The sequence below is a fragment of the Alkalilimnicola ehrlichii genome, assembly GCF_003399765.1.
Taxonomy (GTDB): Bacteria; Pseudomonadota; Gammaproteobacteria; order Nitrococcales; family AK92; genus AK92.
On the sequence record NZ_NFZV01000014.1, the window covers coordinates 38,326 to 62,878 of the forward strand.

Consider the following 24,553-nt stretch of genomic DNA (forward strand, 5'->3'; position numbering starts at 1 on the left):
TGTCTATGTGATTGCGGCGGTGCAGCGTAGCTTGTAGCTTGCGCGGCTTGGGCAGCTTGTCGGTGGGTGGCGAAACGCAGCGAGCGGCTGCCGGCAGCCGTTAAGAATGTTTCTACCCGTTAGCGCTTTAATCCGGAGTTGTTGTGAATTGGAATTCCGAGCTGACGTCCATGGAAGTGCTCCGTAAGGCGTGGAGCCAGCTTTTGGCGAAAGGCGAGAAGGACGACTCGGCTGCGGCCGCGCTTGCGCGGCTCCTAGCGCTTCGAATGGATGGGTTGGATATCGATAGCGCCTCCGGGTTGCTTCCGGTACTGCCCGTGATGCTTACCGCCAAGCAGGAATTTGCTATTCACCAGCTGGTGGATGAATTGTGCACCCTGATTCGCCGGGTGGCGAAAGATATAATGGCTTGCCCCGATGGCTTGAGCTTGTTAGGGATAGGGGATGCGCAGCACGAGAATTTTATGGCTCCATGCGCTTCCGATAGGCATGCTGCCGATATCTTGCGTGCCGACGTCATTCTCAATTGCGGCAAGCCGTACATCATTGAAGTTAACTTCAACAGCCTACTTGGCGGGAGCAGCGAAACGCCGGTTCTGACCGGTGCCTATCTAGATTGGTGTTTGCGAGCCGAGCATGGCGAAGGTATGGGTTTTACCGCCGCTAACTTTTTCTCGGCGCGCACTCATTATCTATGGTCTCTACTCCGTCGCAACCCTCTTAAGGGGCGCCCGGTTGTCGCGGTTATCGGCCTGCCGTCGGATATCGAGACATATCGTAGTTTCTTCGAGCGAGAGCAGCACTACCTGAGAAGCCACGGCGTGCTGGCCATTCTGGTGCCTCCGGAAAAGGTTGCCGTCGTTGACGGCTGGTTGGTTGCGGGCGGCCACCGTTTGGACATCGCGATCAGGCAGTATCAGCTCGGTGACGCCGTGCGCGATGAGCTGGATTTCGCCCACTTGAGGTCGCTGGAACAAGAGGCGCGGCATACGATCTTCCTCACAACGCAGCACTGCCAGCTTTACAGTAGCAAGTATATCCTCGCGGAACTGCACGCGCGGGCGCCAGGCCTTGACGCCGCCGAGCGACAGCTTGTTTACGAACATGTGCCTTGGACGGCTGTGCTGCGGGAGGGAAGGGCGAATCAGCTGGGGGATGCCGTAGACCTCTTGCCGTTCGTGCTCGCTAACCGCGAGGGTTTGGTGATCAAACCGATCGACGCCAACATGGGCCGCGGTGTGGTCGTCGGGCGCGACGTGACGGCGGAGCAATGGCGTCGTGTGGTGGAGGCCGCCGCAACGGAGGGGAGGCACGTCGTCCAGTGGTTCGTCGAAAGCGATCTATTCCCCATGCTTAGCTGCGATCCCGCTTCCGGTAACCTGCAAGAGAGTTACGTGCAGTCCGTGTTCGGACCTTATCAGCTCGGCGGTCGGCCTGGCGGAATCAATGTGCGGCAACGACGCGTGGACGACGGCTGTCACATGGTGAACTGGGATAACGACAAGATCATGAATGCGGCCCTGACGGCGTACCCAGATGTATTCGCCGCTAATGGGCAGGAGGGTGTCCGGGAGTCCTCCGCCAGGCCGAGTAAGGCAGTCCATGATTTTGACTACTGAGAGCAGCAGTTATGAAGTTCGATGACGTATGGATTGCCGGAGCCGGTGCGGCCTTAGGGAATTTAGTATCAGCGGCGGATGCAGTTGCCGACGGTCGCTACCCACGCGGGTGGGCGATGTGGGCGGGGATGTCATCGGTTTCGGTATCCGAACTGTTTCCCGGTGAGTTGGCCGTTATAGCAGGAAGGGAGGCGCTGCAGAGTTCCAGTATCGATCCGGGCGCCATTGGGCTCCACGTGTTTTCAAGCATGTCGTTTCCGGGGCTTTATGCGTGGCCGGTATCTCATTTCGTTGCGCGTCGGCTGATTCCGCCGTTCTCTGGTTTGTCCTTTTGGAATAATGCTTTCTCGGCTAGCTCGCTGGCGGCGATCGAGATCGGGGCGAGTATGATGTGTGGAAGGCCGGATATCCAGGCAGCGCTTCTCACGACAGGCGATCGATTCCATCTCCCCGATGTAGATCGTTGGAAGCACGACAGGGGCTTGGTCTTCGGCGACGGCGGCGGTGCCCTGGTACTGAGTCGCGCGGGAGGTTGGGCGCGACTGAAGTGCGTGGTGTCGTGGACGGATCCAGAGCTGGAGGAGATGCATCGGGGGGAAGATGTTCTATGTAGTATGGGGGAAACCCGTTGGCCGGTAGATCAGAGCAAGCGCTACAACGACTATTTTGCCAAAGACGAAGTCGTGCTTCCAAAGGTGGTGGAGCGTTCGTCCGATAACGCAAAAAGGTGTTTTCCGAAGCGTTGGCCGAGGCCGAGGCGAGTGTGGACGATCTTCGTTGGGTGATTGCGCCTTTCACAGGAAGAACCATGTTCTTGAAAGAGTTTTCCGAGCCGCTTGGTTTTCGTCCGGAGAACAGTCTGTTGGAGTTTGGCTGCACGTTAGGTCATCTAGGAGCTGGAGATCAAATGGTCGGGCTGCGGGAGATGATGACGAAAAATCTCGCATCCAGCGGCGACCTCATCGGGTTGCTTGGCGTCGGTGTCGGGCAGACCTGGTCGGCAGCTGTGTTAGAGGTTTGTTGACGGCTGCTGCCCCTCCGCTCACTACTAAGAATAGGAAGAAGTATAGAGCTTGGCCTGAGCGCGATCGCTCCATCGCGTTTCGCTTCCAGAAGTGTCCAGCTGCGCTGTCTCTGTTTACATAATTATCTGTTTACATAATTAGAAGCAATTCAATATGATAAAAATTCATAATTATCTTGCCCACGGCGACAGGTACGATCATGGTTGATCTTAGCGATATGCCGGTCGACGGCCCATGCGGTTGACCGCGCTGAAGGTAGGGTGAGCCAAGTCATGCTCGTTGCAGTGTTTCCGCTCCGGTGGCTTGAGTCGTTACCAGCGGCATGTGTACACGCAAGCTTTTGGTGCACGCCCTCTCAGAGTCAATTTGTAAGTGGAGCACTTTCTGTGGGGTGAATGTGGCCCGATGGACGAGAAGAAGTATCGGCACCTTTCATTTGAAGAGCTAGCAGTGGCGACGCTTGAGCGCCACTGGGGCATGGGTATGCGGGGAAGTGCACGGCTACGCAAGCTCTTGCCGGAGACGCCGCTTCACCGCCAGGTGGGCGACTGCCTGCTGTATTGGCGATGGTTATCGGAGCCAATCCGCGCCAGCCACAACGCCTGCCATGGCGGCGTGGCAGCAGCGAGAACACCGACGAGCTGCTGCGCAAGTTTCTACCTAAGGGCGCACTGTCTTCACGGTCAGTCGGATTCGACGCAACGCCGTCGTGTGCCTCCTCAACGCTTTTATTTGCAACGAACTAACGTGGGTTCTAGCAGGCTGAATGAGTCGGCCTGCTTCGGTGTGGGCATGCCGATAGAGGGGTGTGACACAGAATAAGGTGCCTTTGCGCCACTGGAAGGCCGCAACCCTGCTTTTTCGGGGCTGAGGCGGAATGGACTTGTGGGAGACTACCGAGGATGGGTGGAGAGCAGAAGGAACATGCTGTTGTAGTGGTTGATGGCGACTGTCGGAGGCAACGAACCTACCGGTGCATGATATCGACGCATCCAGGTCTGAACCTGCTATGGGTTGCTGGCTCATACGATGAAGCGTTGCAGCTTCTGGAAGAAAACTCGTCATGTGTGATGGTGATTGATTTGGCGCTCGCAGACGGGGACGCGCTTGAACTCATCAGGGTTGTTGAGCGCCGTCGGAGCGATATGCGGGTGGTTGCGGTTGCAGGCCAGTTTGATGCAAGGAAAGCCCTTGCAGCATTCGCGGCGGGTGCTCGCGGCTACGTACTAAGGGATTCCGAACTTGTGAATGTCGCCGAAGCGGCGGTGCAGGTGGCGCAGGGATATTCGCCGCTAGACCCATTGGTGGCCGGCTACGTACTGGCGGAGCTGCGGAGACTAGGCTCAAAGGCCGAGAGCAAAGAGCGGCTCGACGCGCCCCTGACAAGGCGTGAGCGCGAAGTGCTCTGTCTGCTGGTGAAGGGGCTGGCGTATGGGGAGGTGGCAAATACGCTTGGGCTTTCCATAAACACGGTATGCAGCCATATAAAGAACATCTACCGTAAGCTAGGAGTGCGGTCGCGGAGCGAGGCGGTGTATGAGGTGATGGCAGCGGGTGTGCGCGATGTTTATATATGACGACCTTGGCCTTCTTATTACAACATCGCCTGGATTTTGGGGGATGTCGTAATGTGCGCGCCATGGATGCCATCGCCCTTGATCGAACCGCTGGAAGCCTAGCTCTTCTGGCTCGGGAGCTGTGATGTCGCCTGGAAAGGAGGGTTCCATTTGCGTTGGTCATGCTCAGGTGCAGGTTTGGCTGGTGCCGCTCGATGGACTCACCGATAGTGTACGGAGTGCGTGTTCGGCTTGGCTTGCCCCGGCCGAGGCCGAGCGGTATGGCCGATTCATCCAGGCAGAGGCACGCGATCAGTTTCTTGTGGCGCGGGCGTGCTGCGAGCAACGTTGTACCGCTATACGGGTATCCGCGGATCGGCCCTGCAATTCCGTACAAACCGGTTTGGGCGCCCCTATCTGAAAAATCGCGATACTCCTCAGTTCAATTTATCCCATACGCGCGGGTTGGTCGCGCTCGCGATTACCCATGAAGGCGAGGTTGGCGTGGATGTCGAGGACTTCACGCGCGGTGCAGATGTGCGAGCCCTTGCAGGCGGCTTGTTCTCGCCGGCTGAAGCGGCCAAGGTCGATTCCGCGTCCGGCAAGGCGGCTAAGGAGCTGTTTTTCCGCTTGTGGACGCTAAAGGAGGCTTACGTAAAAGCGCGAGGCGCTGGACTGAGTATGGCGCTGGATCGATTTAGCTTCGGGCAGTTAGGGGCTAACCCGCAACTATTGCCGGCATCTGACGACGAAGCGGAGGCGGAGCGGTGGCGGTTTTTCAGGCAACGGTTACGCCGCGCCATATCCTTGCGGTAGCGTATGCGCCCGAGCTTAGCAGGCGGGCCCCGGTCGCCGTCCGCTGGCTGGACAATATCGCTAACATCCTCTAGCTACGCAACGTGTAAGACTCTTGTGTAGAACTGTCGATGGCCTCTGTCTTGGCTTTTGGCCACAAGGGTTGCCTCTCGCGTGCCTTAGCCCGGCTTACCGTCCACTCGCGGTTGCGTCAGATAACGCCAAAAGATTGCCAGATACAGCACAAAGCCCAAGCTCCAGACGAGTGACGAGAGTCCGTAGCCAGCGAAAAAGTGCCATTGTGGCGTAAGCACCGGGGCGAAGCTGCGTACTAAAGCGCCCAGGAGTACGCAGATAAAAGCCAGCCGGATCGCCGGCGCGTGAGAGAGCGCATAGCGCCCGGTGTGGCGTTGGCCGGCAATGGCCAGCACTGCGAGCATTGCCATGCCGATAGCGCCGCTTGTGAGAAGATGGCGAGCGTGGTTGGCGGGGAAAACACCGAGCAGGTAGTCTAGCCCGATCAAACCAAACCCCAGCGCCAGCAGCCAGTAGGTGGTATAAAGGGCGGCGACGTAGCTATGGCGCAATACCTTCCCTAAGTGCCAATCGTTGAGCAAATTGAGTACGGCCGCGGCAGCCGCGAGAGCGATCCAGCCGGTAATCGCCTCCTGTGGCAGCCATAGATCGAGGGCCAGAAAGGCGATGATGGCGGCCATGGCCAAGTTGCGCCGCGGCGGCCGGGCCAGGTAACGTTGCTCGTGTTCGCCCAGCTCGTTCAGCGCGCCGTTGACGATCTGCATGGAAATCCGGCTGACGGCGGCGACGATCAGTAACAGGAATATTCCTGCCGCGAGGTTCAGGGCGCGCAACGGCGCCAATTCGACCCAGCCGGCCCAGGACAAGAATACCAGTAGCTGGGCCCCCCACAGCGCCAGCAGCAGATACAAGAATACGCGGTGGCGGCGGCGCGCATCCTGCCAGAAGGGGGGCCTACGTACGCGATCAGAAGGCCGAGAAAGGTGAGGTTGGTTACGGCCGCCGTTAGCAGGCCGAGCCAGCCGCTTGCCCACAATGCCAGTCGGCCGGCTAACCACAACACGATCAGTATCAGCAGCGCCTTGCCGGTAACGGGGCGGGTACCGGTAAAGTCCGGCGCTGCCGTGAGTAGAAATCCCGCCAGTCCGGCGCCGGCAAAGCCGAACACCATTTCGAATGCATGCCAATCGATGGCCCTGTCCGGCAGCGGCATGATGCCGGACAGGGCTCCGGCCCAGTACAGGCCGGCAACCGCCCCGTAGCCGGCGGCGAGCAGGAAGAAAGAGCGAAAACCATAGGCAAGTAATCGCGGCGGTGTACTCATGATGCCGACTCCTGCGCAGCGCCGGGCAGGGCGAACGCGGCGGCCACCGCCGGTTCGTCCAGGAGAGCTTGCACGTGCCGGTACAGCCAGGTGTTGTCGCGGCTACTCCAGGAAGCCTCCAGCCGCCGCCGATGAACGATCCGGCCGGGTTCGGGGGCGAGTACCAGCACTTCGTGGCTGAGGCGGACGGCCTCCATCAAATCGTGGGTGACGAATAGCACTGCGAGCCCGCGGTCGCGGATTTCGGCAAGCAGCTGGTTCTGTAGCTCTTGTCGCAGCCCGATGTCCAGGGCGCTGAACGGTTCGTCCAGCAGTAACAGGTCGGGCTCGATAGCAAGGGCGCGCGCCAGAGCCACCCGTTGCCGCATGCCGCCGCTGAGTTCGTGCGGATACTTAGCCAGGGCAGCTGCTTCCAGGCCGACCCGTTTGGCCAGTATCAGGGCGGCGTGGTGGCGTTCGGCTCGCCGTATGCCGGCGGCTTTCAGGCCCAGGGTCAGGTTTTCGCCGGCCCGGTACCAGGGCAGCAGTCGCGGTTCCTGAAACATAAAAGCGGTGCGCGCGAAGGTGTTGCTGACCGTGCCGGTATCGGGTTCGGCGAGACCGCCAGCCAGCCGCAGTAGCGTGGTTTTGCCGCAGCCGGAAGCACCGACCAGGGCCATAGCTTGACCGGGGCGCAGGGTCAGCTCGATCGTTTGGAGTACCGGTGTCGGGCCGAACCGGTGCGATATGCCTCCCAGGTGCAGCTTCCGCTCACTTGCTTTCGTTGTCACGCCACATCTCCAAGCGCCGCTTGAGCGGCTCCAGCAACAAGTATTCGGTGACTAACAGCAGGCCGACGATACTGACGATCCAAGCCATGGCCGCTGCCGTGTCCAGATGCGAGCGCGCCACCGCCAGCCCAGCGCCGACGCCGTCCGGGGTGGCCAGCAGTTCCGCCATTACCACGACTTTCCAGGACATGCCCAGGGCGCTGATCCAGGCCGGAAAGAGGTAGGAGAGGATGTGTGGCAGGTAGACTACGCGAAAGCGCTGCCAGGGCGAGAGCCGAAAGGCCAATGCCATCTCTTTAAGTTGGCCGTCTAGGGTACGGCTGCCTTGCAGCGCGCCGACGAAGATCAACGGCAGGGAGGCAATGACCACAGTGAAAATCGGCGAGGCGTCGGTAGCGCCGAACCAGATCATCGCTAACACGACCCAGGAAATCGGCGGGATGCCCATGAGTACGGTGACCAACGGGCGAGCGATCACCGAAGCGGTCAGGGACAACCCAGCCAGAATGCCCAAGGTCGAGCCCAGTGCCAGAGCAATGCCGAAGCCGCTTATTGCCCGGTAAGCCGTTACCGCCACCGCTTCGCCCAGACTGCCATCCAGCCCCAGCGCCCATAGCGCTTGGAAAGTGGCTCCCGGCGAGGGTAGGGCTAGGTCGCCCCAGATTCGGTTGCCGAGGTCCCAGACAGCAAGAAACATCAACAGGCTGGCGATTGCGCCCCAGCCGCTCCAGAGGTAGCTCAGCGTCGCGGTTGCCCCGCCACGCAGCCGCCTGCCCAGCCGGTTACTCATCGAAATAGAACCGTTCCGGGGGCAGTTGGCCGCCGATCAGCGCCGGAGTCGTGCGTTCGAGCACACTGTAGAAGTGCTCTAGTTCGGCGCGGGCGACGGCGGCCGGTACCGCCCGTAGCTGGCTATGGGCAATTGCATCGACCACGGCCGGCGGTTTCAGCATCCCGCTGTGGCGGGCGACCATCTCGCCAGCGGCTTCGGGGTTGGCCAGTACCCACTCCAGGGCTGCTGCGTATTCGTGCTGCACCCGGGAGCGCAGTGCCGGCGATAGTTCGCCGACGGCGCTCAAGCCGGCCTGCGGTATCCGCGACTCCCGTTCGAATGTCTCGCCCCAGGCTTGTTGGAGATCTATCGCCCGGTGGAGTTCCGGAACGATCTGGCTCAGTGCGGCACCCTGTGTCTGGTAGAGGGCCATGGAGGCGGCCGGCTCGCTCAGCAAAGCGTGATCGACCCGCCGCACGATGAGTAGCTGCATGGCATCCATAGGGCTTGCCACATAGCGCAGCCGCAGATCCCGGCGCTCGTCTAGGCCGTTAGCCCTTAGCAGTTCGCGGAGTACGACGTCTGGCATGTCGCCGCGAAACGGCACGGCGATTTCTTTGCCGGCGAGGTCGGCCAGGCTATCCAGCTCGGCGTCGCGGGATACGACCCAGAGCAATCCCCAACTGGAAATGTTCAGCAGCTGTAAGTCTATGCCGCGGTTGTGTAGGTTGGCGGCGACATTACTTGGGAGGGCAACGAAGTCGACGTTACCTCTTAGTAGCAGTGCCCGCACCTGGTCGGGGTCGCGCCATTCTACGTATTCGACCTGCTCGGCGATGTCGTCCAGGGCGCCGGACTCGACCATGCGGATGAGGGGAAAGGAGACCGCCGCCGGAGGCCCGGCCAGTACCAGCCGTTCCTGGCGCTCGGCGGCGGCCGTCGTGCCGGTTAGCAGCAGGGCGATGCCGAGAAGCAGAAGGCCGCATTGGCGGATACGTTGTTTCATGGCATTCCTCCGTGTTGAGGTGGTAAGCATAGTGCCCGAACGCGGTGGGCCTGCTCTTGATTCCGGTCTATTGCAGCGGCCCCGGCAGGGCCGTCGTGCGTTCGGTTCGTCAGAACGCTGCGTTCAGAGTCAGTTGCAGGTTGCGGCCCGGAGCGTTTGGCTCCTCGCCGCTGCGACCGGCGGTTAGGTGCTCGTGGTAGCTTTCGTCGAGCAGATTGGCGACCGCGAAGCGTAACTGGCCCTGGCTCAGGCCGAGCAGGGGGCCGAAGCGGTAACCCATGCCGACATCGACGGTAGTGAAACCTCGGGTCTCGTCCTCAGTGTTATTGGTCAGCTGGCTGCCGATGCGGTCTTGGCGTGCCACCGTGCGCACGGCCGCATCCCAGTTGAAGCCGCGCGGCGGAGCGTAGCGTAGGCCCATGGTGGCCTCCCGCGGCGGAACCTCGGCCAGCGGCTCGCTATCGTGCTTGTTCTCCCCGCGCAGGTAAGTGAAGTAGCCAAAGGCTAGGTAGTGACCGACCAGGCGCCGCTCGAACTCGGCTTCTAGGCCGGTGAGGGTGACTTCGGCGAGGTTTTCGGTGCGCTTGATGGGCAGACCCAGTTGCGGATGTGTCTGGTCGGTGACGCGGCCGGTAATGTAGTCGTCGATCCGTGAATGAAACGCCGCGACGGCGTAGCGGGTATTCGGGGTGGCGCCTTTTATGCCCAGCTCCAGGGTGGTGCTGACCTCGGGGTCGAGCTGCGGGTTGCCCTGGTGGAAGTGGCCGTCGCCGCGCGGGGCCCATTCGAAGCGTTCTCGCATGTCGGCGGCGCGGTAGGCACGGCCGAGGTTGGCGTACGGGTTGAGCGCTGGGGCCAGATGGTAGACGCCGCCCAGCGACCAGGACAGGGTCGTGGCGGTATGCTCCAGATCCTCCGGGTTTGGGTTACCGGATTCAGCGGCGTCGCCGGCGATGCGATCGAAGCGGGCGCCAGCCTTGAAGGTCCAGCTATCGAACAGGATCTCGTCCTGAAGATAGACGCCGATGGCTTGGATGCGGCCGTCGCTGAACGGGTCGTTGCGTTGGGCGTCGGCAAAGGGGTCGTTTGGGTTTGGCGGTTGCAGCGTGGGGCGATCCTGATAACGCTTGGGGTCGCCTTGCATCTCCCAGGCATCTAAGCCGAGGCTGACGACATGGCGTTCTCCCGGGGCAAAGTTCAGGTTGAGACGGCTGCCGAGCGTCGAGAAGGTAACGTCGGTGCGGACGATATCGCGATTGTGGCCTTCGCTATAACCGCGGATCAGCCGATGTACCTCCTGCTGATAGATGCTGGCACGCAGCACCGGCTCGGCGGTGCCGCCGAAACGGTGTTCGTAGGCCGCTTCATAGAGGGTGCGTTCCTGTTCGGGGGAGCGTAGTACGGTATGTCCTACCGCGGGGTGGTTGTGGGCTTGTCGCGAGCCCGGATACCAGACATCTTCGTCGATCTGCTGCTGGGCGGTGAATTCGAGCATGCCCTGGTTGCCGGTGCGCAGGCGATAGTTCAGCCCCAGCGCTTGGCGGTTGAAGCCGGTGTGCGGTTCGGTGCCGTCCGGTGTTCGGTAGTCGTCGACTTCCAACGCAGAGGCGTTCAGGGTCAGTGCGTGGTCGGGGTTGCTTATGCGCAGCGTGGCGCCAATGTTGCGGCCGTCGTCAACGCTAGAGGCGCCGACGGTGATGTCGCCGCCTACTTGGGGTTCTGCACTGAACTCCGCCCGGTTAGTGATGATGTTGACGACCCCCCCATGGCGCCGCTGCCGTAAAGCACCGAGCTGGGCCCTTTCACCACTTCGATCCGCTCGACTTGCTCCAGCGCTATCATGGAGGCGATGGCGCCGGCAGGTTGGGCCGAATTCAGGCGCACACCGTCCACTAGGATGACGATGTGTTCTTTCTTCAAGCCGCGCAGCACGGGGTTCATACCCCAAGCGCCGTCGCCGGCGGTCGCTAGCCCCGGACGGCCGCGCAGCAGTTCGCCAACGTTGGTTGCACCGCTGGCAACGATTTCGTCGCGCTCGATGACCGTGACCGCCTGCGGCGTGTGGAGGGATTTAGCGGCATGGCCGGAGGCGGTGATCGTGACCGGATCGAGCAGCTGCGGCGGCGTTTCCGCGTGCGACAGCAGAGGTAGCCCTCCCAGTAGACAACCGGCAGCGATCAGGAGGGGCGAGGCCTTGTCGTTTTGCATCGTGCACCTTCATATAAAAGCGTTATAGCGAGCAGCGGTAACGGTGCATCGATTATGGAATGATAATGATTCGCATTCATTGAGTAAGATCAAGGCTTGTCGATCGGAACATGGCCTCGCTGAGCGGGTCTTATAGATACAAGCCATTGGAAGGAGGTTGCATGGCGACTTGTACGGCGGAGCATCACGCTAACCATAGCCATCGGCATGGCGCCGACTGCGGGCACGTCGCGATCCGGCACGACGGGCACATTTGCTATCTGCACGATGGCCATTTGCACTATCCGCATGGCGATCATGTGGACGAACACGTCATCGCAGTGAGTACGACAAACCCGGTCGACTGCACGCCCGGACATAGCTGCGGCGCCTACGAGACAGGGCATGTGCATGGCCCGGGCTGTGGCCATGAAGCCGTGCCGCACGGCGATCACGTCTGTTACCTCGTCGACGGCCATCTGCACTATCCGCACGGTGATCACTGCGACGACCACGGGCGAATAGAACTCGCCTGAATACGTGCCGCTGCCGGAAAGGAGCGGAAGGCGGCTTATCGGCGGGTAAGTAAGGCCTTCCCTCCTGCGATAAGGCCATTCCCGCACCGGAGGGTGCCGGCAGGCGAGTGCGACCGAGGCGAACTCGCAGGGGCAATTTTCTATCGCTTTAGCATGCTGTTATTCTTGGCTGCTGCTGTGTCCGCCGCCAAGGAGAATCCAGATGCAAGGCGACCCTAAACTTATCGAGATGCTTAACCGGCTGCTTGCTGGTGAGCTTGCCGCCATCGACCAGTATTTCGTGCACTCGCGCATGTACGAAGACTGGGGCCTGCAGAAGCTCTACGAGCGTATCGAGCACGAACGCGAGGACGAGGTCGGCCATGCCGATCGTTTGATTAAGCGCATCCTCTTCCTCGGCGGGACGCCGGACCTTTCGCAGCGCGAGCCGCTAAACATCGGTAAGGATGTGCCGGAGATGCTGCGCAGCGATCTTGAACTCGAGTACGCCGTAGTAAAAGCGTTGAAGGACGTTATCGCTTACGCCGAGCAGATCGGCGATTACGTCACCCGAGACATGCTGGTCGAGCTTCTGGACGATACCGAAGAAGATCACGCCCATTGGTTGGAGCAGCAGCTGGCGTTGATCAAACGGTTGGGTTTGGAAAATTATCAGCAGTCGCAGCTTTAATCCGCGGCCGCCCGTATGGCTGGCGGCGTGCGGGCGCATGATCGCCAGCACGCCGCTTGCTGCTACTACCGCTGCGGGCGCTATTCCGGCACGTAGATCATGCTGCCGTCCGGCAAGCGGTAAGCCACCCCCGCCTTGACGCCCTGGCCTTCGCCGATTTCGCCGGTGGCTTGATAGTGTTCCAGCGTCTCGCCCTGTTTGATGATGATTTCCATGTCCTCGCGGCCGGGGTTGGTGACCACCATGACCTCTTCGGCGGCGGCAAAAGGATTTAGTGGATTCTCCAGCATCACGATTAGCAATATGCCGATGATTACCAGGAAAACGTCGATGACGTTGACCACCGACAGCATGGGGTCGTCCTGATCGTCCGCGTCCAGATAGCGCATGAGGTTCTCCTAGTTATTGGCCACAGTGCGTACCGCCGGCAGCGGCTCGGCGGCGGCCGTCGGCGCGCGCGCCAGTTCGTGCTCAATGGTGCGCAACTCGTTAAGCAGCCAGCGCCGGCGCACGGTGAGAATGAAGAAGCACAGCGAAGCGGCGATCAGGGCGATGATCACCGCCGCGAAGGCAATCACTAGATTTTCGCTAATGCCGCGACTGTTGCCGTCGGCCAGCGCCAGCAGAGCCGGGCCCATGGGGATCATGGTCGCGATAAGCCCCAGCATCGGCGCGGTGCGGGAGCCAATGCGCAGCGGCTCCAGCCAGCGCAGGATAAGCAGCTCCAGGTCGGCCAGTTCGGTGTCCGGGTGACGGCGCCAGTGGCTTATCAGGGCCGGCGTATGGCGGCCGCGCCGGCGCTGTAGCGCCTCCAGGGCGAAACCGCCAAGGGCATAGAAGGCGTAGCCGAACAGGCCGAGGATGATGAGTAGCACGGGCGCTAGAAACACCTTGGTGAGCTCGTACATGGTGCTTTCGATCAGGAACATGAGTTTCTCCTATTAGTAATGACAAGATCGCCAGTGCGACGGGGTCCTGGCACCGCACCTTGCAATGGTCAGGCCTTCCTTAGCCGTCGTTGGGCGAGTGCCTGGCGCAGGCCGCCGGCGGCGAATACGCTGAGCAGGGCGATTAACAGTGCCAGCAGCAGCGGGGACTGTTCGCCGCTCGACGGCGTCACCTGGGTGAGCTGCTGACCGCTGACGAGCGGTTCCGCCGCCGCCCCCGCGTCCGCGGAAGCACCGGCGTCGACGGCCGCTGCCCCCGGGCCGAGGCCGAAGCCGGTGCTGGCGAGCGTTTGCAGGTAAGGCTCAAGCAGGCTGCTGGCGGGCAGCACATCGTGGTCCTGCTGGAGTTCCTGGTAGGTGGCACTGAGGCTGGCTAGCGTGGCGGCGTCGGCATCCCAGTAGTCCTTGCGCGCCGCCTCCAGCAGGCGCTCGATCACCTGCGCCAAGGCGTGCGGGTTGTGTTGCTCGAACCACTCGCGCATGCCTAGCTCGTATTTGTCTTCGACGTAAATGTCGTGAAAGGCCTGCCACTGGTCGTCGCGTACCACGGCCGGGTCGGTAACCTGCCAGCCCCAGAAGTTGTTGACGCTGCCGAGGATCTCCAGCGTGCCGGCGTAGCCTTCGGCGTGCAGAGCCTGAATCCAGCCGGGATGGAATTGGCGGCTGCGCAGCTCGCCGGCGAGAAAACGGGCGGCGCTCTCGTAGCGGCTGCGGCTGGGGTCGCGCAGGTTGGAGATGTAAAGCTCGGGGCTGGTGCCGTTGACGTGCCTTGCCGCCAACGAGATCCCGCCCAGGTATTGGAACGGATCGTCGGTGGTGAGCATGCCGTAGAGGTTGGACGAGCGCGACAGCACGGCTGCCTCGACGCCCTTGAGCTGTTCGGCATAGAGGTTCAGATCGTCTAGCTTGCGGCCCCAGTGGTTCGGATTGGGGCCGAAGGCGTACTGCATACGGGCCAGGTACAACTCGGCGAGCTTGCTTTCGTCCTCCCAGCTGTCGCTGGCGAGCGTGGCATCGTCCAAGCCGGTGCCGTAGCTGCCGGTGGGGCTGGAGAAAATACGGGTGACGGCAAGTTCCCAGGCGCTCTCGGCGTCGTATCCGCGCGCTTGGAGATCGGCCGCGAGCCGCTGAGCGTTCGTCCGCAATGGATTGTCCGGCTCGTCGAGCTCGGCCACCGCAGCCACCGCGGCGGCAATGTGGCCCATGACGTTGGGGAATTGATCGCGGTACAGGCCGGTGGCCGAGACGACCACATCCACCCGCGGTCGGCCCAGCTCGGCGGTCGGAATCACTTCGATGCCGCTGATCCGTCCGGCGCGGTCCCACTGCGGGCGTACGCCGAGGGCATGGAATACCTGCGCTTCCAGCACGCCGAGGTGGCGCATGGTCTCGACCGACCACATGGAGAAGGCGAGCTTCTGCGGGTAGTGGCCGTGGGCAGCATGGTGGTTGGCAATCAGCTCGTCGATGGCGGCGGCGCCGGCAGTATAGGCCTGGCGGGTCGGCACTTTGGAGGGATCGAACCCATAGAGATTGCGCCCGGTGGGTAGGCTGTCGGGATTGCGAATGGGGTCGCCGCCGTAGCTTGGCTCGACGAAGTCGCCGGCAAGCGCAGCCAGCAGACCGGCAAGCTCGCCGTCTGCAGCCAGGGCGGCGTGATGGCGGCGAGCCAGCTCCAGCTGGTTCGCCAGCGCCGGATCGGTGTCCGCCGGCAGCGCTGCTTGGTCGATGAGATGGCGTTGTAGAAAGGCATACGGTTTGCTGGCGATAAAGTTCTGATAGTCGTCGACGAAAAGCTCGTCTAGGTCTTCCAGGTCGAGGAGGGCGTAGAACGGCTCGCCCAGCATTTGCATGACCGTGCTTAGCCGATGCGTGGGCTTGGCGGTGGTGGCGAAACTGTGTAGGCCCAGCGGCTGAGCCAGTTGTGCCAGCTCGTGTAGGTAGTCGTGGAGGTCGCGTTCAAAGGCGGTGAAATCGGTCGCGGCGGCAGCAAGATCCCAGCCTAAGTCCTTGTACAAGGTGTCTTCCGCAACCGCTTCCAGAATCGCCTGCCGGGTCTGCGCCTTGACTTCGCCCTCGTCCAGCAGCTCGTATTCGTGGATGAGATCGTGCACCGGCATTAGCTCCCGGTGCAGGCCGGCCGGACGAAACGGTGGCGTCTGGTGGCTGATAATGGTGGCGCGACCGCGCCGCTTGGCCTGGGTGGACTCGCCGAGGTTGTCGACGATGTAGGGATAGATCACCGGGGTGTCGCCCAGTACCAGGTAGGGGTACTCGGCGATGCCGAGCCCTCGTTCCTTGCCCGGTGTCCACTCCTGGCTGCCGTGGGTGCCGAAGTGGATTAGTGCATCGGCGCCGAACTGTTCGCGCACATATAGGTAGGCGGCCATGTAAAAGTGATTCAGGGGCACCGCGGTATCGTGGTAGATCGCCGTTTCGGCGTCCTCGCCGCGTTGGCCGCGCGGCGGTTGCGGCAACAGCACCAGCTTGCCGGTCTCGATGCGCGGTACCACAAAGTAAGCCTCGCCGTCGCGCTGGATCACCATGGGGTCCTGCTCCGGCTCGCCCCAGCGCGCGGTTACCTCGGTGCTGAGCTTGGCTGGCAGGTTGTCGAACCAACGCTGGTAGTCGGCGAGCGGAAGTAAGACGGCGAGGTCGCGTTCCAGCAAGTCGTCGAGGGCGTCGTCGCGGTAGAAGGGCCGGAGCAGGGCGGTACCTTGCTCGATCACGGTCTCCTCGGCGAGCGGCGACACGTCGTAGCCGGCCGCCGCCAGGCCCGCCGTCACCCGTGCCAGGCTACGCGGTACGTTGAGGAAGGAGGCCGAGAGATTACGTTCGCCCGGCGGGTAGTTGTAGAAGAAAATCGCTACTCGCTTGTCGGCATTGTCCAGTCGGCGCAGGCGGGCGAGGTTGATCGCTTTTTGCGCCATGCTCTGCATCTGGGCGGGAATAGCTACGGTGCTGCCGTCTTTGACTGCGGCGACGACGAGCGGGTCGCTAACGCCGGCGCTCTCCGGCATGGCGAGATAGAAGGGAATATTACCGGTGGGGATGCCGACTGGATCGTTCTCCCAGTGCGCGGCGTCGCCGCTGCGCCAGGTAATTGCCTGTAGCACCGGCGCTCCCAAAGCGCGGTATTCTTCCAAACGGGTGGCTTGGTACATGGGCTGGAAGCTAATCAGTACGTCCGCCAGCGGCTCGCCGTCCGCCATCAGCAGCCGTTCCAGTTCGCCGTGTTCCACCATAGAGACGTAGAGCGCCAGCGGTTGAGCGCCGAGCGCTTCGATGCGGGCGATCAAGTCGTCGACCGGCTCGGTGAGCCCGTTGGCGATGTTGGACTGGTGCAGAACAATACCGATGAGCGGGAGGTTGCCGTGTTCTCGGTCCAGCCCGTCGAGATAGCCTTCAAGGTCGGTGACCACCCGCTCGGGTAGGCGCGGGTGGTAGAAGCCGGCGCTGGGGAAAACGATGGGGGCCGGCACCGTGGCGCGGTCGCCGCCGTGCATCGCCGCGACATAACGAATAAGGTTACGGTAGTTGGTCTCGCCACCGTTGCGGAAGTAAGCGTACAGGCGCTCGACATCGGCTTCGGCAAGCCCGGCTGCGTGCGGGCCCGCCGCGGATACCAGCAGCCGTGGGGGGAGTGCCGGAAGGTCGGCGAGCGCCTCCTCAAGACGGTTTCCGTCGCTTGCTCGCGGACCGTCCAGCAGTAATAAGTCGGCATTGGCAAGCTGCGCTTGCAAGGCGTCCGGCGTCAGCCGCTCGATATAGGACTGTTGCAGTGCGACGCCGTGTTCGGCGGCGAATTTGCGCAGGTATCGGTATTTGCCGTCGAGTACGAACTCCGTACTGAGGACCAGCATACGAGGTGCTTCCGCTGCCTGTGCTGCGGCCCGGAGCGGGAGGAGCGCGCAGGCAAGTAGCAGCAGTGCCGGCAATAAGGAGAAGAATCGATGGCGCCCAGCTACAGCCGTAGCGAAGGCCGGCATCTCTCGACCGCGTGCGGGTCGGGCGCGGCGAGCACCGATAGCAAGGCCGCTCGGGCGAAGGGCGAGCAGGAGGGCGGTGATCGGTTTCATGGCGTTTGCTGTGCCTCTTGAAGGTCGCTGCGGCCGTGGCCGGATCGGTGGTGCCGATGCCGGCCGTGGCTTGGGATTACGCTGGGCGCTTAGAAGCGGGCGTCGACGCGGCGAAGTAGAACCGTCCTTGTTCCGGAAAGCTGTAATGGGGCGACTTGTCGGTAAGCCGCTCGTCGGTGAGGTTTTCTACCCCCACGCGCAGCGTCAACTGGCTGCCAAGATCCTTGGCGACGCCGGCGTGCCAGAGGGTGTAGGCCGGCAGTTCGACATCGTTGCCGCCGACATAGACCACCTGTTTACCGGTGTACTGGGTGCGCAGGTTGGTCCTGAGCCCCAGCGGCCGGTGTGCCCAACCCAGTCGCAGGCCGGCTGTATGGCGCGGTCGGTTGGCCAGGGTTGTGCCGCTGTCGCGATCCTCGGCATTCAAGTAGGTGTAGTTCGCCGCGAGTGTGAAGCCGGCCGGGAGTTCGGTATCAAGCTCCGTCTCCACTCCGCGAATGCGCGCTGCGGCGACGTTGGCGTGTTCGTAGACTTTGCCTATGAGCGCCTCGCAGTTTTGTACGCACTGGTTGACGATCAGGTCTTCGACGTCGTTCTGGAACAACGTGACGCTAGCGTGCAGAGGGCCCTGCCAGACTTCGATACCGAACTCGTAACTGTCGCTATACTCGGGTTTGAGATCGGGGTTGCCGGAGAAACTGTGGGCGCCCTGGAAGAAGTACTCGGGCGAGATCTGCTTGAGCGTCGGTGCCCGGAAACCGTGGCCATAACCGCCCTTGACGGTCACCCAGTCGGTGGGGTGGTAGACAAGGTAGCCGCGCGGGCTGAACTCGGTACCGAACAGTTCGTGACGGTCGGCGCGCAGGCCCAAGGTCAGATTGATCGTCTCGGTCAGGTGCCATTCGTCTTGCACGAACACGGCTTGGTGAGTGACGTCGCCCTCGCCGCCACGCATCATCTCGTGTTCCAGGCTCTCGATGCGGTACTCGCCCCCCACGGTAAGCTGGTGATCGTTTAGATCAAGGCGGATGTGACCGTCGACTACCTCGTCGGTGAGTTTCTGCGGCGCGGTCGGGGCAATGTCTGCGTTGTCGGTGCTGTTGGTCTGTTCCAGTACCGAACGATAGGCTCGCAGTTGTGTGGCTACCGTGCCGAAGCGGCCCTGGTGGGTGATCGCTGCGTGTTCGCGATCAAGTTGATAGCTGCTCTCGTGCAGGATCGGTGCGCCGCGGCCGGGCACGGTATCGCGCCAGCGTTCTTCGTCGCCTAGCTGGTATTCGAGGCGCAGGGTATGCGCTGCGTTGGGCGTGAAGGCCAGGCTGATGCCGCCGGAGCGCATTTCGCGGCCTTCGAGTTCGGTGAGGTCGGGGTTGTCGCGCTGCGGGGTGTCTTCCTGGCGCAGTAGACTGGCGTTGACGCCCAACGCCAGCGTGTCGGCAATCAGCGGTCCGCCGAGGTTCACGGCCAGCTGGCTGCGTTCGCCGTCACGGCCGTCTTCGCGGGCACCGCCAAGTAGCCGTGCCGAGCCGCTCCAGCGCTCCGGAATGGGCTTGGTAATGATGTTGATCACGCCGCCCAGGGCTTCGGAGCCGTACAGCGAGGACATCGGGCCGCGTACGATCTCGATACGTTCGATGGCTTCCGGCGCCACCCAGCCGTGCTGATAGTCGGAGTGACCGATTACGGCGTCGGAAGGGTTGAGCCGTTTGCCATCGATCAGGATAAGCGACTGGTGACTCTCCATGCCGCGCAGCTGGATCGTCTTGCGGCCGCTTAGGCCAACGCCGCCGAGGCTTACTCCCGGTGCGTCGCGTACCAGTTCGAGCGCATCCTGCGCCGGCCGCTCGCGCAGCCGTTCGCCCTCGATCACCGTGACGGCGGCTGGCACGCCCCAGAGGCGATGCTCGCCACCGGTGGCGGTAACCACCAAGGTATCCAGTTGTGCCACTTCGTCGGCCGCCGCCGCCGAGATGCTTAAGAAACCTGTGATGATCGCGGCGATAGTTGCCGTACCGGCCGGGCGCAGAGGAAGAGCCATGAGAAACCCCCTGTAATATATAGAGGTGGTGGTTCCTGGCTGGCTGCACGCCGCGAGCGAGGCTGGCTGGCTGGGATGTGAACGTCTGTTTACGCAGACATTGCTATTATTCGCGAATGATAATCATTACTATAAAGACATGCAAGCACGCCCGCGATGCCGTCGATGGTTGCCGTTTTCAGTTAACAGTGGAGACGGACGTGGACAACGTTCGGGACGGTTCGACCGTTGCCGGTAGTCTTGTTTTGGCTGCCCCGCTTAGTGTCGCGTTACGTTTGGCGCCGGGGCGACGCCGAATCGGCGCACGGTCAGGGTGTGGGCGTGGTTGAGCAGGCGTTGGCTTTCAACGACGCCTTCAGGCCATTGCTGAAGAAAATTAAGCGCCGGAACCAGATGATGCCGCAGCTCGGCAAGGCCGTTGCGTCTGAGTACTTCCGGTAAGCAGGGGTCTTCGATGATGTCGACCAGTCGCCAGTATGCTCGTTGTACTGTCGAGAAGGCCTGTTCCATCTGCCCGAGGCGACGATAACAGTTAACGAGGCATTGACAGGTGAATCCGTAAATGCGCGGCGTCGGCAGGTCTTCCGCGCGATGCAGTAGAAGCTGCTCGGCCTCGTGAACGGCGGTTAGAAAGTGTTGCAGCGCCTCGGTGTGCGCTTGGTGCGCGAGTGCCTGATGCGCCGCCTTAGTTGCTTGGCGCCAGTTCGAGAGGTTGGTTTCAGCCAGCATGTCGGCTCCCGGATGTTGTTGCTTCCCTCTGTAGTTTATAAACGATAATCATTCGTATTTACAAGTGGGTGCTTACTTCGCTTGTATAAAGTGCTAACGGCGGCACATACAGCAGCGGTTGTGCTACGAGAAAGCCGCATACCGCCTGCGGGCGAGGCTTAAAGAATCAGGCTTTACAGGGGGAGAGGGAGAAGGATACGGGCCATAGCGGATGGTTATGGCCCGCTTGAGTCATTCGCGAAGCCAAAGACTATGGAAGATTATTCCAGAGCTGGCAGCGATGAAAGCTGGAGAAGGCTGTCTCGCTGATGGTTTCGGAGCCGCCGGCATTTAGCTGCATGATCTCTTGGGCGGCGACGAACGGAGGCCAATAGGTGTCGCTGCCATTGTTCGGATCGCCGTACTTGGCGAAGTTGGTCCAGTAGCGGATCATTTTGTGGGACAGCGCAAGCTGCTCCTGTGTAGTACCGCGTGCTAAAAACTCTGCGTCCGTGCCGAAAACGTAGGAAATCTCGAACGCGTGTGAGGCGCCGAGCTCGATCACGCCAGGATCGAACGGTAACAGGGCCAAGGGCGCGTCTCGATCGGCGAACTCGTAGGCATAGGTTGCGACCTGTGCCGCCAACTGATTTGCCTGGTTAAGCCCACTGCAGGCGAAGACCATGTCGGTGCCGATGGCGGCCATCGCTTGCCAGACGTTGTCGTCGTACAACCCGAGCGGATAAGCATCTTCGATAGCGTCGACTATTTCGCTCTCCTCCGGCACGCCGATGCTTGCCGCAATCGTCGCGCGGTATGCCGCGGGCGGTGGGGGAGCGTCCCCCGCCAGGGCTTGTGCTGCAATGAAGAGCGTGTACTCGTCCAGATTGGTGCCGGTTAGCACCGGAACTCGTCGGAAGTTGCCGCTTTCGAAGGCGGCATGAATGGAGTCGTGGGGCTGAAACTCGGAGCCGTAGTTAACCACGAGGCCGATGCCGTCGCTAAGCGCTGCTTGTTTTTCAAGGATCTCCTCGACCGAGAACTCGCGTAGGCAGGTGGTATCGCAGTCGCTGCCAAAGGCGGCAACGCCTTGTTCGAGCGCGTCTTCCAGCGATTGTTGGTGCGGCAGTAGAGATCCGCTTTGGACGATGGCCTTGTGGAACAGGCCTTCGGTTAGTGGCGAGGCCATCAGGGAGAGAACGCTGTGACCGCCGGCCGATTCGCCAAAGATGGTGACGTTAGCGGGATTGCCGCCGAAGGCACCGATGTTTTCCTGCACCCACTCCAGGGCCAGCTTCTGATCTAGTAGCCCGTAGGCGCCGGCCGTTCCGCCTTGTTCATCGACCAGGGCCGGGTGAGCTAGAAAACCTAGTGCCCCCAAGCGGTAGTTGATCGAGACGACAACGATATCCTGCTTGACCAAGCGAGTAGGATCGTAAGCCGCGCCGCCGGAGCCGCCGGTGAAGGCGCCGCCGTGAATCCAGACCATGACCGGTAAATTCTCGGCATTGGCGGGCGCGTAAACGTTGAGGTAGAGGCAGTCCTCGGCGGTGCTGCCGGCCCCCATAATGCCGCCTTCCTGCGCACAGTCGGCGCCGAACTGGGTTGCCCGCAAGGTGCCTTCATGGGGCGCGACGGGTTTCGGCGGGGCAAAACGAAGGCCCCCAACCGGCGCAGCCGCGTAGGGGATGCCTCTAAAGCCTACCATGTCGCCGTCCATGGTGAACCCGCCGATGGCGCCTTGTGCCGTTTCGCGCACCGGTGCGTCGTTGTCGGAGCTTGAACCCGAAGAACAACCGGCCATTAAGCCGGAAGCGAGCACAAGCGCGCTTACCCCCGCTTTAATGCGTGAATATTGCATGGAAGGTCTCCTCCTTATCGTTTTATTGAGAGCTTTTAGGCTCTTTGTTGACGGGGCTTGAGCATTATTATTGGCCCGCACTCGTCGGAATGGTTTTTCGTTATTTATCAAATGCGAATTTAAAATTGTTCATTTGTTGATACAATAGTCAATATTGTGTTGTCGTGCTGCGGTATCAAGCGCTAGCGGCTGCGTGCGACAGTCGGGTGTCGGCGATGGGCCGGTCGGCGAGGCCGATGCTTGGGGAGGAGGGCGCCGTCGCGAAACGCGTGCTAGGCGCCCAGTGTTCGATGGCGTGCCTTTAACGGCTCCAAATGCGGCAGTGGTGGTTATTAAAGAAGTCTTCGCTAGGGATGGCTATCGCAATCGCCGGATCGAGATGCAGTAATCTTTCCGTGTCAACGAAACTTGGCCAAACAGGCCCATCCTCATAGTTAGGGTCGCCGTTACGGGCAAAACTTGTCCAATAGCGGATCATTCGTTCCGACAGGGCGAGCTGAGAATCGTCGGCACCACGTGCGCGGAACGCTTCGCGCTGTCCGAATAAGTAAGGCAGCTCAAAGGCATGGGCTGCGCCCAGCGCCAGTCCTGCGGGTCGTTCGGGTAGAACGGCCAAGGGGGCATCTCGGTCGGTGAATTGGTAGGCGTAGGTCGGTACATGTTCGGCGAGCTGTTGAGTTTGCATTAGGGCATTGCAGGCAAAAACCGCATCGGTGCCGATGGCGCTGAGGGCCTGCCAAACGTTGTCGTCGTATTCTGCTAGCGGATAAGCGCGAGCGATGGCGCGGACGGCAAGGCCCCAGCTGCGGCGGTCGATTAAGTTACCGATAGCATCGCGGTAGGCAGCGGCGGGCGGCGGCGTTTCCCCTGCCAGCGCGTTGACGCCGACAAATAAAGTAAATTCGTCAAGATTGCTGCCAATGAGTGTCGGGACTGGCAGGAAGCGCCCTTCCTTCAAGGCGGCGGCGATTGAGCGCTCGGGCTGTAGTTTTGTGCCGTAATTGATAAGGATGCCGATCCCCTCGATCAGCCCTGCCTGCCGCTCCAGTACGTCCTCGGTGGCGAGCGTGCGTAAACACTCGATATCGCAGTCCTTAAAGGCTTCTCTGCCAAGCCTTTCGGCGTCGGCTAGAGATTGCTGATTGGGGGCGACCGAGCCGCTCATGATAATGGCTTTATGAAATAGCCCTTCGGTTAATGGCGAGCTCATCAAGGCGAGTATGCTTTGGCCGCCGGCGGACTCGCCAAACAGGGTGACGTTAGTCGGATCGCCGCCGAAAGCCTCGATGTTCTCTTGGACCCAAGCCAAGGCCTGTTTCTGATCCAGCAAACCATAGCCGCCCGAGCGACCGTTCTGCTCTTCGCTAAGGGCGGGATGCGCTAAAAAGCCGAAGGCGCCCAAGCGATAGTTTAGCGTGACGACGACCATGTCTTCCGCCACTAAACGAGGCGGGCTATAGGGTGTGCCGGAGCCGCTGGTGAAAGCACCGCCGTGAATCCACACCATAACGGGGTGGTTATCGCCCTTCGTAGGCGCGAACACATTGAGATACAGGCAGTCTTCTTCTGTGCTGGCGGTGCCGAGGGCGCCTCCCGGTTGCGCGCAGTCGGGTCCGAATGCCGTTGCTGCTCGTACGTTGTCCCATGCGGCCGGCGGGGTTGGTGGGGCGAAGCGATGTGTGCCGATGGGCGGCGCCGCGTAAGGAATACCCCGAAAAGCCAGCATGTTTTCGCGAGCGTCGATTTCTCCGCGTACAAAGCCTTGCTCGGTCAAGCGCAGGAGAGGATCGTCGTGGGCTGCGGGCGTTGTCGGTTGGGCGCCGGCCGTAGCGCCGGCAATCATTAACAGGGCAAGTGTGCCAACACCGGCGCGCAAACGTTTCATTGTTGTTGTTCCTTATTCTGCATTAATTGGCATGAGCGTGCTGCCCGCGTCCTTGGTGTCAGGAAACCGTATTCGGCCTTGCAAGGGAGAGCGATGCGGGATGGCTAAGACGGATTATAACCGTTGCGCGAGTTTGAGACAGTGAAGAAAGCTGTCTTGTTTGCGTTCGGCAATTTGGCGTCCTGCTAGTTTGTCTTTAACCGGCGAGAACATACGGCGGGGCGCCAGCATGGCGCGCCCCGCGGGGATCGTAATCTAGTGGTGGCGATGGTGGTGGCGCGAGCGGCTGGGGTGGCGCACTTCGGCTTGCACCGTTAGCTGTTCTTCGCCGTCGAACTGTAGCGTTAACGGCACGGTTTGACCTGCCTCAAGCGGTTCCCGCACCCCGAGTAACATGATGTGCAGACCGCCCGGCTCCAGCGCTACCTGACTGTCTGCGGGAAGCTCGATGTATTCGACTTGACGCATACGCATGACGCCATCCTCGTGTAGATGGGTATGTAGCTCGACGGTCTGTGCCACCGGAGTGGCAGCACCGACTAAGCGCCGATCGCCCTCTCCTGTGTTACGCAGCACAAGATAGGCCGCGCTGTTTTCTGTGCCGGGCGGGGTGGCACGGGCGTAGGCACCGGATGCTTCTAGTGTTTCGCTTGCGGCGGGAGCCGAAAAAACACACATCATAATGGCCAATGGCCCGGCAAATGCTCTCAACGCTTGCTTCATGGGTAGCTCTCCAGGT

20 protein-coding genes and 1 pseudogene are annotated in these 24,553 nt (G+C 61.4%); 7 read left to right on the top strand and 14 right to left on the bottom strand.

Annotated features, from left to right (window positions below; genetic code table 11):
- Nucleotides 1–143 precede the first annotated feature (143 nt).
- The 5 genes from CAI21_RS13705 (at nt 144) to CAI21_RS13725 (ending at nt 5,016) form a co-directional block, all read left to right on the top strand.
- Nucleotides 144–1,619, top strand: a complete 1,476-nt coding sequence (locus CAI21_RS13705) for a hypothetical protein (RefSeq protein ID WP_116302800.1) — start codon at nt 144–146, stop codon at nt 1,617–1,619.
- Nucleotides 1,620–1,630: 11 nt separating this feature from the next.
- The gene (locus CAI21_RS13710; RefSeq protein WP_116302801.1) at nt 1,631–2,404 is read left to right on the top strand and encodes a beta-ketoacyl-[acyl-carrier-protein] synthase family protein; all 774 of its coding nucleotides are present in this window, start codon (nt 1,631–1,633) and stop codon (nt 2,402–2,404) included.
- Nucleotides 2,401–2,643 (top strand): 3-oxoacyl-[acyl-carrier-protein] synthase III C-terminal domain-containing protein, encoded by a 243-nt coding sequence (locus tag CAI21_RS13715; protein WP_258868124.1) that lies wholly within the window; start codon nt 2,401–2,403, stop codon nt 2,641–2,643. The genes CAI21_RS13710 and CAI21_RS13715 overlap by 4 nt, the downstream gene beginning before the upstream one ends.
- Before the next feature lie 903 nt (nt 2,644–3,546).
- Nucleotides 3,547–4,221: a response regulator transcription factor gene (locus tag CAI21_RS13720; protein WP_116302803.1), complete on the top strand. Its 675-nt coding sequence runs from the start codon at nt 3,547–3,549 to the stop codon at nt 4,219–4,221.
- Between the two features lie 312 nt (nt 4,222–4,533).
- Nucleotides 4,534–5,016 carry a 4'-phosphopantetheinyl transferase family protein gene (locus tag CAI21_RS13725; protein WP_181919431.1) on the top strand — a complete coding sequence of 161 codons (483 nt, stop codon included), beginning with the start codon at nt 4,534–4,536 and terminating at the stop codon, nt 5,014–5,016.
- 158 nt (nt 5,017–5,174) lie between these two features.
- Here CAI21_RS13725 and CAI21_RS13730 read toward each other — a convergent pair.
- The 6 genes and pseudogenes from CAI21_RS13730 to CAI21_RS13755 form a co-directional block, all read right to left on the bottom strand.
- Nucleotides 5,175–6,355 (bottom strand): annotated as a pseudogene (locus CAI21_RS13730) (NnrS family protein).
- Nucleotides 6,352–7,125: an ABC transporter ATP-binding protein gene (locus CAI21_RS13735; protein WP_220348287.1), complete on the bottom strand. Its 774-nt coding sequence runs from the start codon at nt 7,123–7,125 to the stop codon at nt 6,352–6,354. Before CAI21_RS13735 ends, CAI21_RS13730 begins: the two are co-directional and overlap by 4 nt.
- Nucleotides 7,106–7,915 carry an ABC transporter permease gene (locus CAI21_RS13740; protein WP_116302806.1) on the bottom strand — a complete coding sequence of 270 codons (810 nt, stop codon included), beginning with the start codon at nt 7,913–7,915 and terminating at the stop codon, nt 7,106–7,108. Before CAI21_RS13740 ends, CAI21_RS13735 begins: the two co-directional genes overlap by 20 nt.
- A complete protein-coding gene (locus CAI21_RS13745; protein WP_116302807.1) occupies nt 7,908–8,903 on the bottom strand; it encodes an ABC transporter substrate-binding protein in 996 nt (331 codons plus the stop codon). Before CAI21_RS13745 ends, CAI21_RS13740 begins: the two co-directional genes overlap by 8 nt.
- A gap of 109 nt (nt 8,904–9,012) precedes the next feature.
- A complete protein-coding gene (locus CAI21_RS13750) occupies nt 9,013–10,503 on the bottom strand; it encodes a TonB-dependent receptor plug domain-containing protein (protein WP_116302808.1) in 1,491 nt (496 codons plus the stop codon).
- A gap of 107 nt (nt 10,504–10,610) precedes the next feature.
- A complete protein-coding gene (locus CAI21_RS13755) occupies nt 10,611–11,111 on the bottom strand; it encodes a TonB-dependent receptor (protein ID WP_116302809.1) in 501 nt (166 codons plus the stop codon).
- Nucleotides 11,112–11,272: 161 nt separating this feature from the next.
- Here CAI21_RS13755 and CAI21_RS13760 point away from each other — a divergent pair, with 161 nt between their 5' ends.
- Complete coding sequence (locus tag CAI21_RS13760) at nt 11,273–11,626, top strand: hypothetical protein (RefSeq protein WP_116302810.1); 354 nt, start codon at nt 11,273–11,275, stop codon at nt 11,624–11,626.
- A 202-nt stretch (nt 11,627–11,828) separates the two neighbouring features.
- Nucleotides 11,829–12,296 (top strand): bacterioferritin, encoded by a 468-nt coding sequence (gene bfr, locus CAI21_RS13765; protein ID WP_116302811.1) that lies wholly within the window; start codon nt 11,829–11,831, stop codon nt 12,294–12,296.
- An 80-nt stretch (nt 12,297–12,376) separates the two neighbouring features.
- Here the strand turns inward: bfr and CAI21_RS13770 are convergent, their stop codons facing one another.
- The 8 genes from CAI21_RS13770 to CAI21_RS13805 all read right to left on the bottom strand — a co-directional run bounded on the left by CAI21_RS13770 (nt 12,377) and on the right by CAI21_RS13805 (nt 24,537).
- On the bottom strand, nt 12,377–12,685 hold the full coding sequence (locus CAI21_RS13770) for a DUF2149 domain-containing protein (RefSeq protein WP_116302812.1): 309 nt from the start codon (nt 12,683–12,685) through the stop codon (nt 12,377–12,379).
- 9 nt (nt 12,686–12,694) lie between these two features.
- Complete coding sequence (locus tag CAI21_RS13775) at nt 12,695–13,225, bottom strand: MotA/TolQ/ExbB proton channel family protein (protein WP_116302813.1); 531 nt, start codon at nt 13,223–13,225, stop codon at nt 12,695–12,697.
- A gap of 68 nt (nt 13,226–13,293) precedes the next feature.
- The gene (gene cobN, locus CAI21_RS13780) at nt 13,294–17,322 is read right to left on the bottom strand and encodes a cobaltochelatase subunit CobN (protein WP_258868119.1); all 4,029 of its coding nucleotides are present in this window, start codon (nt 17,320–17,322) and stop codon (nt 13,294–13,296) included.
- Between the two features lie 76 nt (nt 17,323–17,398).
- Nucleotides 17,399–19,360: a TonB-dependent receptor domain-containing protein gene (locus CAI21_RS25670; protein WP_116302814.1), complete on the bottom strand. Its 1,962-nt coding sequence runs from the start codon at nt 19,358–19,360 to the stop codon at nt 17,399–17,401.
- 258 nt (nt 19,361–19,618) lie between these two features.
- Nucleotides 19,619–20,089 carry a hypothetical protein gene (locus tag CAI21_RS13790; RefSeq protein ID WP_116302815.1) on the bottom strand — a complete coding sequence of 157 codons (471 nt, stop codon included), beginning with the start codon at nt 20,087–20,089 and terminating at the stop codon, nt 19,619–19,621.
- Between the two features lie 250 nt (nt 20,090–20,339).
- On the bottom strand, nt 20,340–21,929 hold the full coding sequence (locus CAI21_RS13795) for a carboxylesterase/lipase family protein (protein ID WP_116302816.1): 1,590 nt from the start codon (nt 21,927–21,929) through the stop codon (nt 20,340–20,342).
- 301 nt (nt 21,930–22,230) lie between these two features.
- Nucleotides 22,231–23,814 (bottom strand): carboxylesterase/lipase family protein, encoded by a 1,584-nt coding sequence (locus CAI21_RS13800; protein ID WP_116302817.1) that lies wholly within the window; start codon nt 23,812–23,814, stop codon nt 22,231–22,233.
- A gap of 255 nt (nt 23,815–24,069) precedes the next feature.
- Nucleotides 24,070–24,537 carry a copper chaperone PCu(A)C gene (locus CAI21_RS13805; protein ID WP_116302818.1) on the bottom strand — a complete coding sequence of 156 codons (468 nt, stop codon included), beginning with the start codon at nt 24,535–24,537 and terminating at the stop codon, nt 24,070–24,072.
- Between the last annotated feature and the right edge of the window lie 16 nt (nt 24,538–24,553).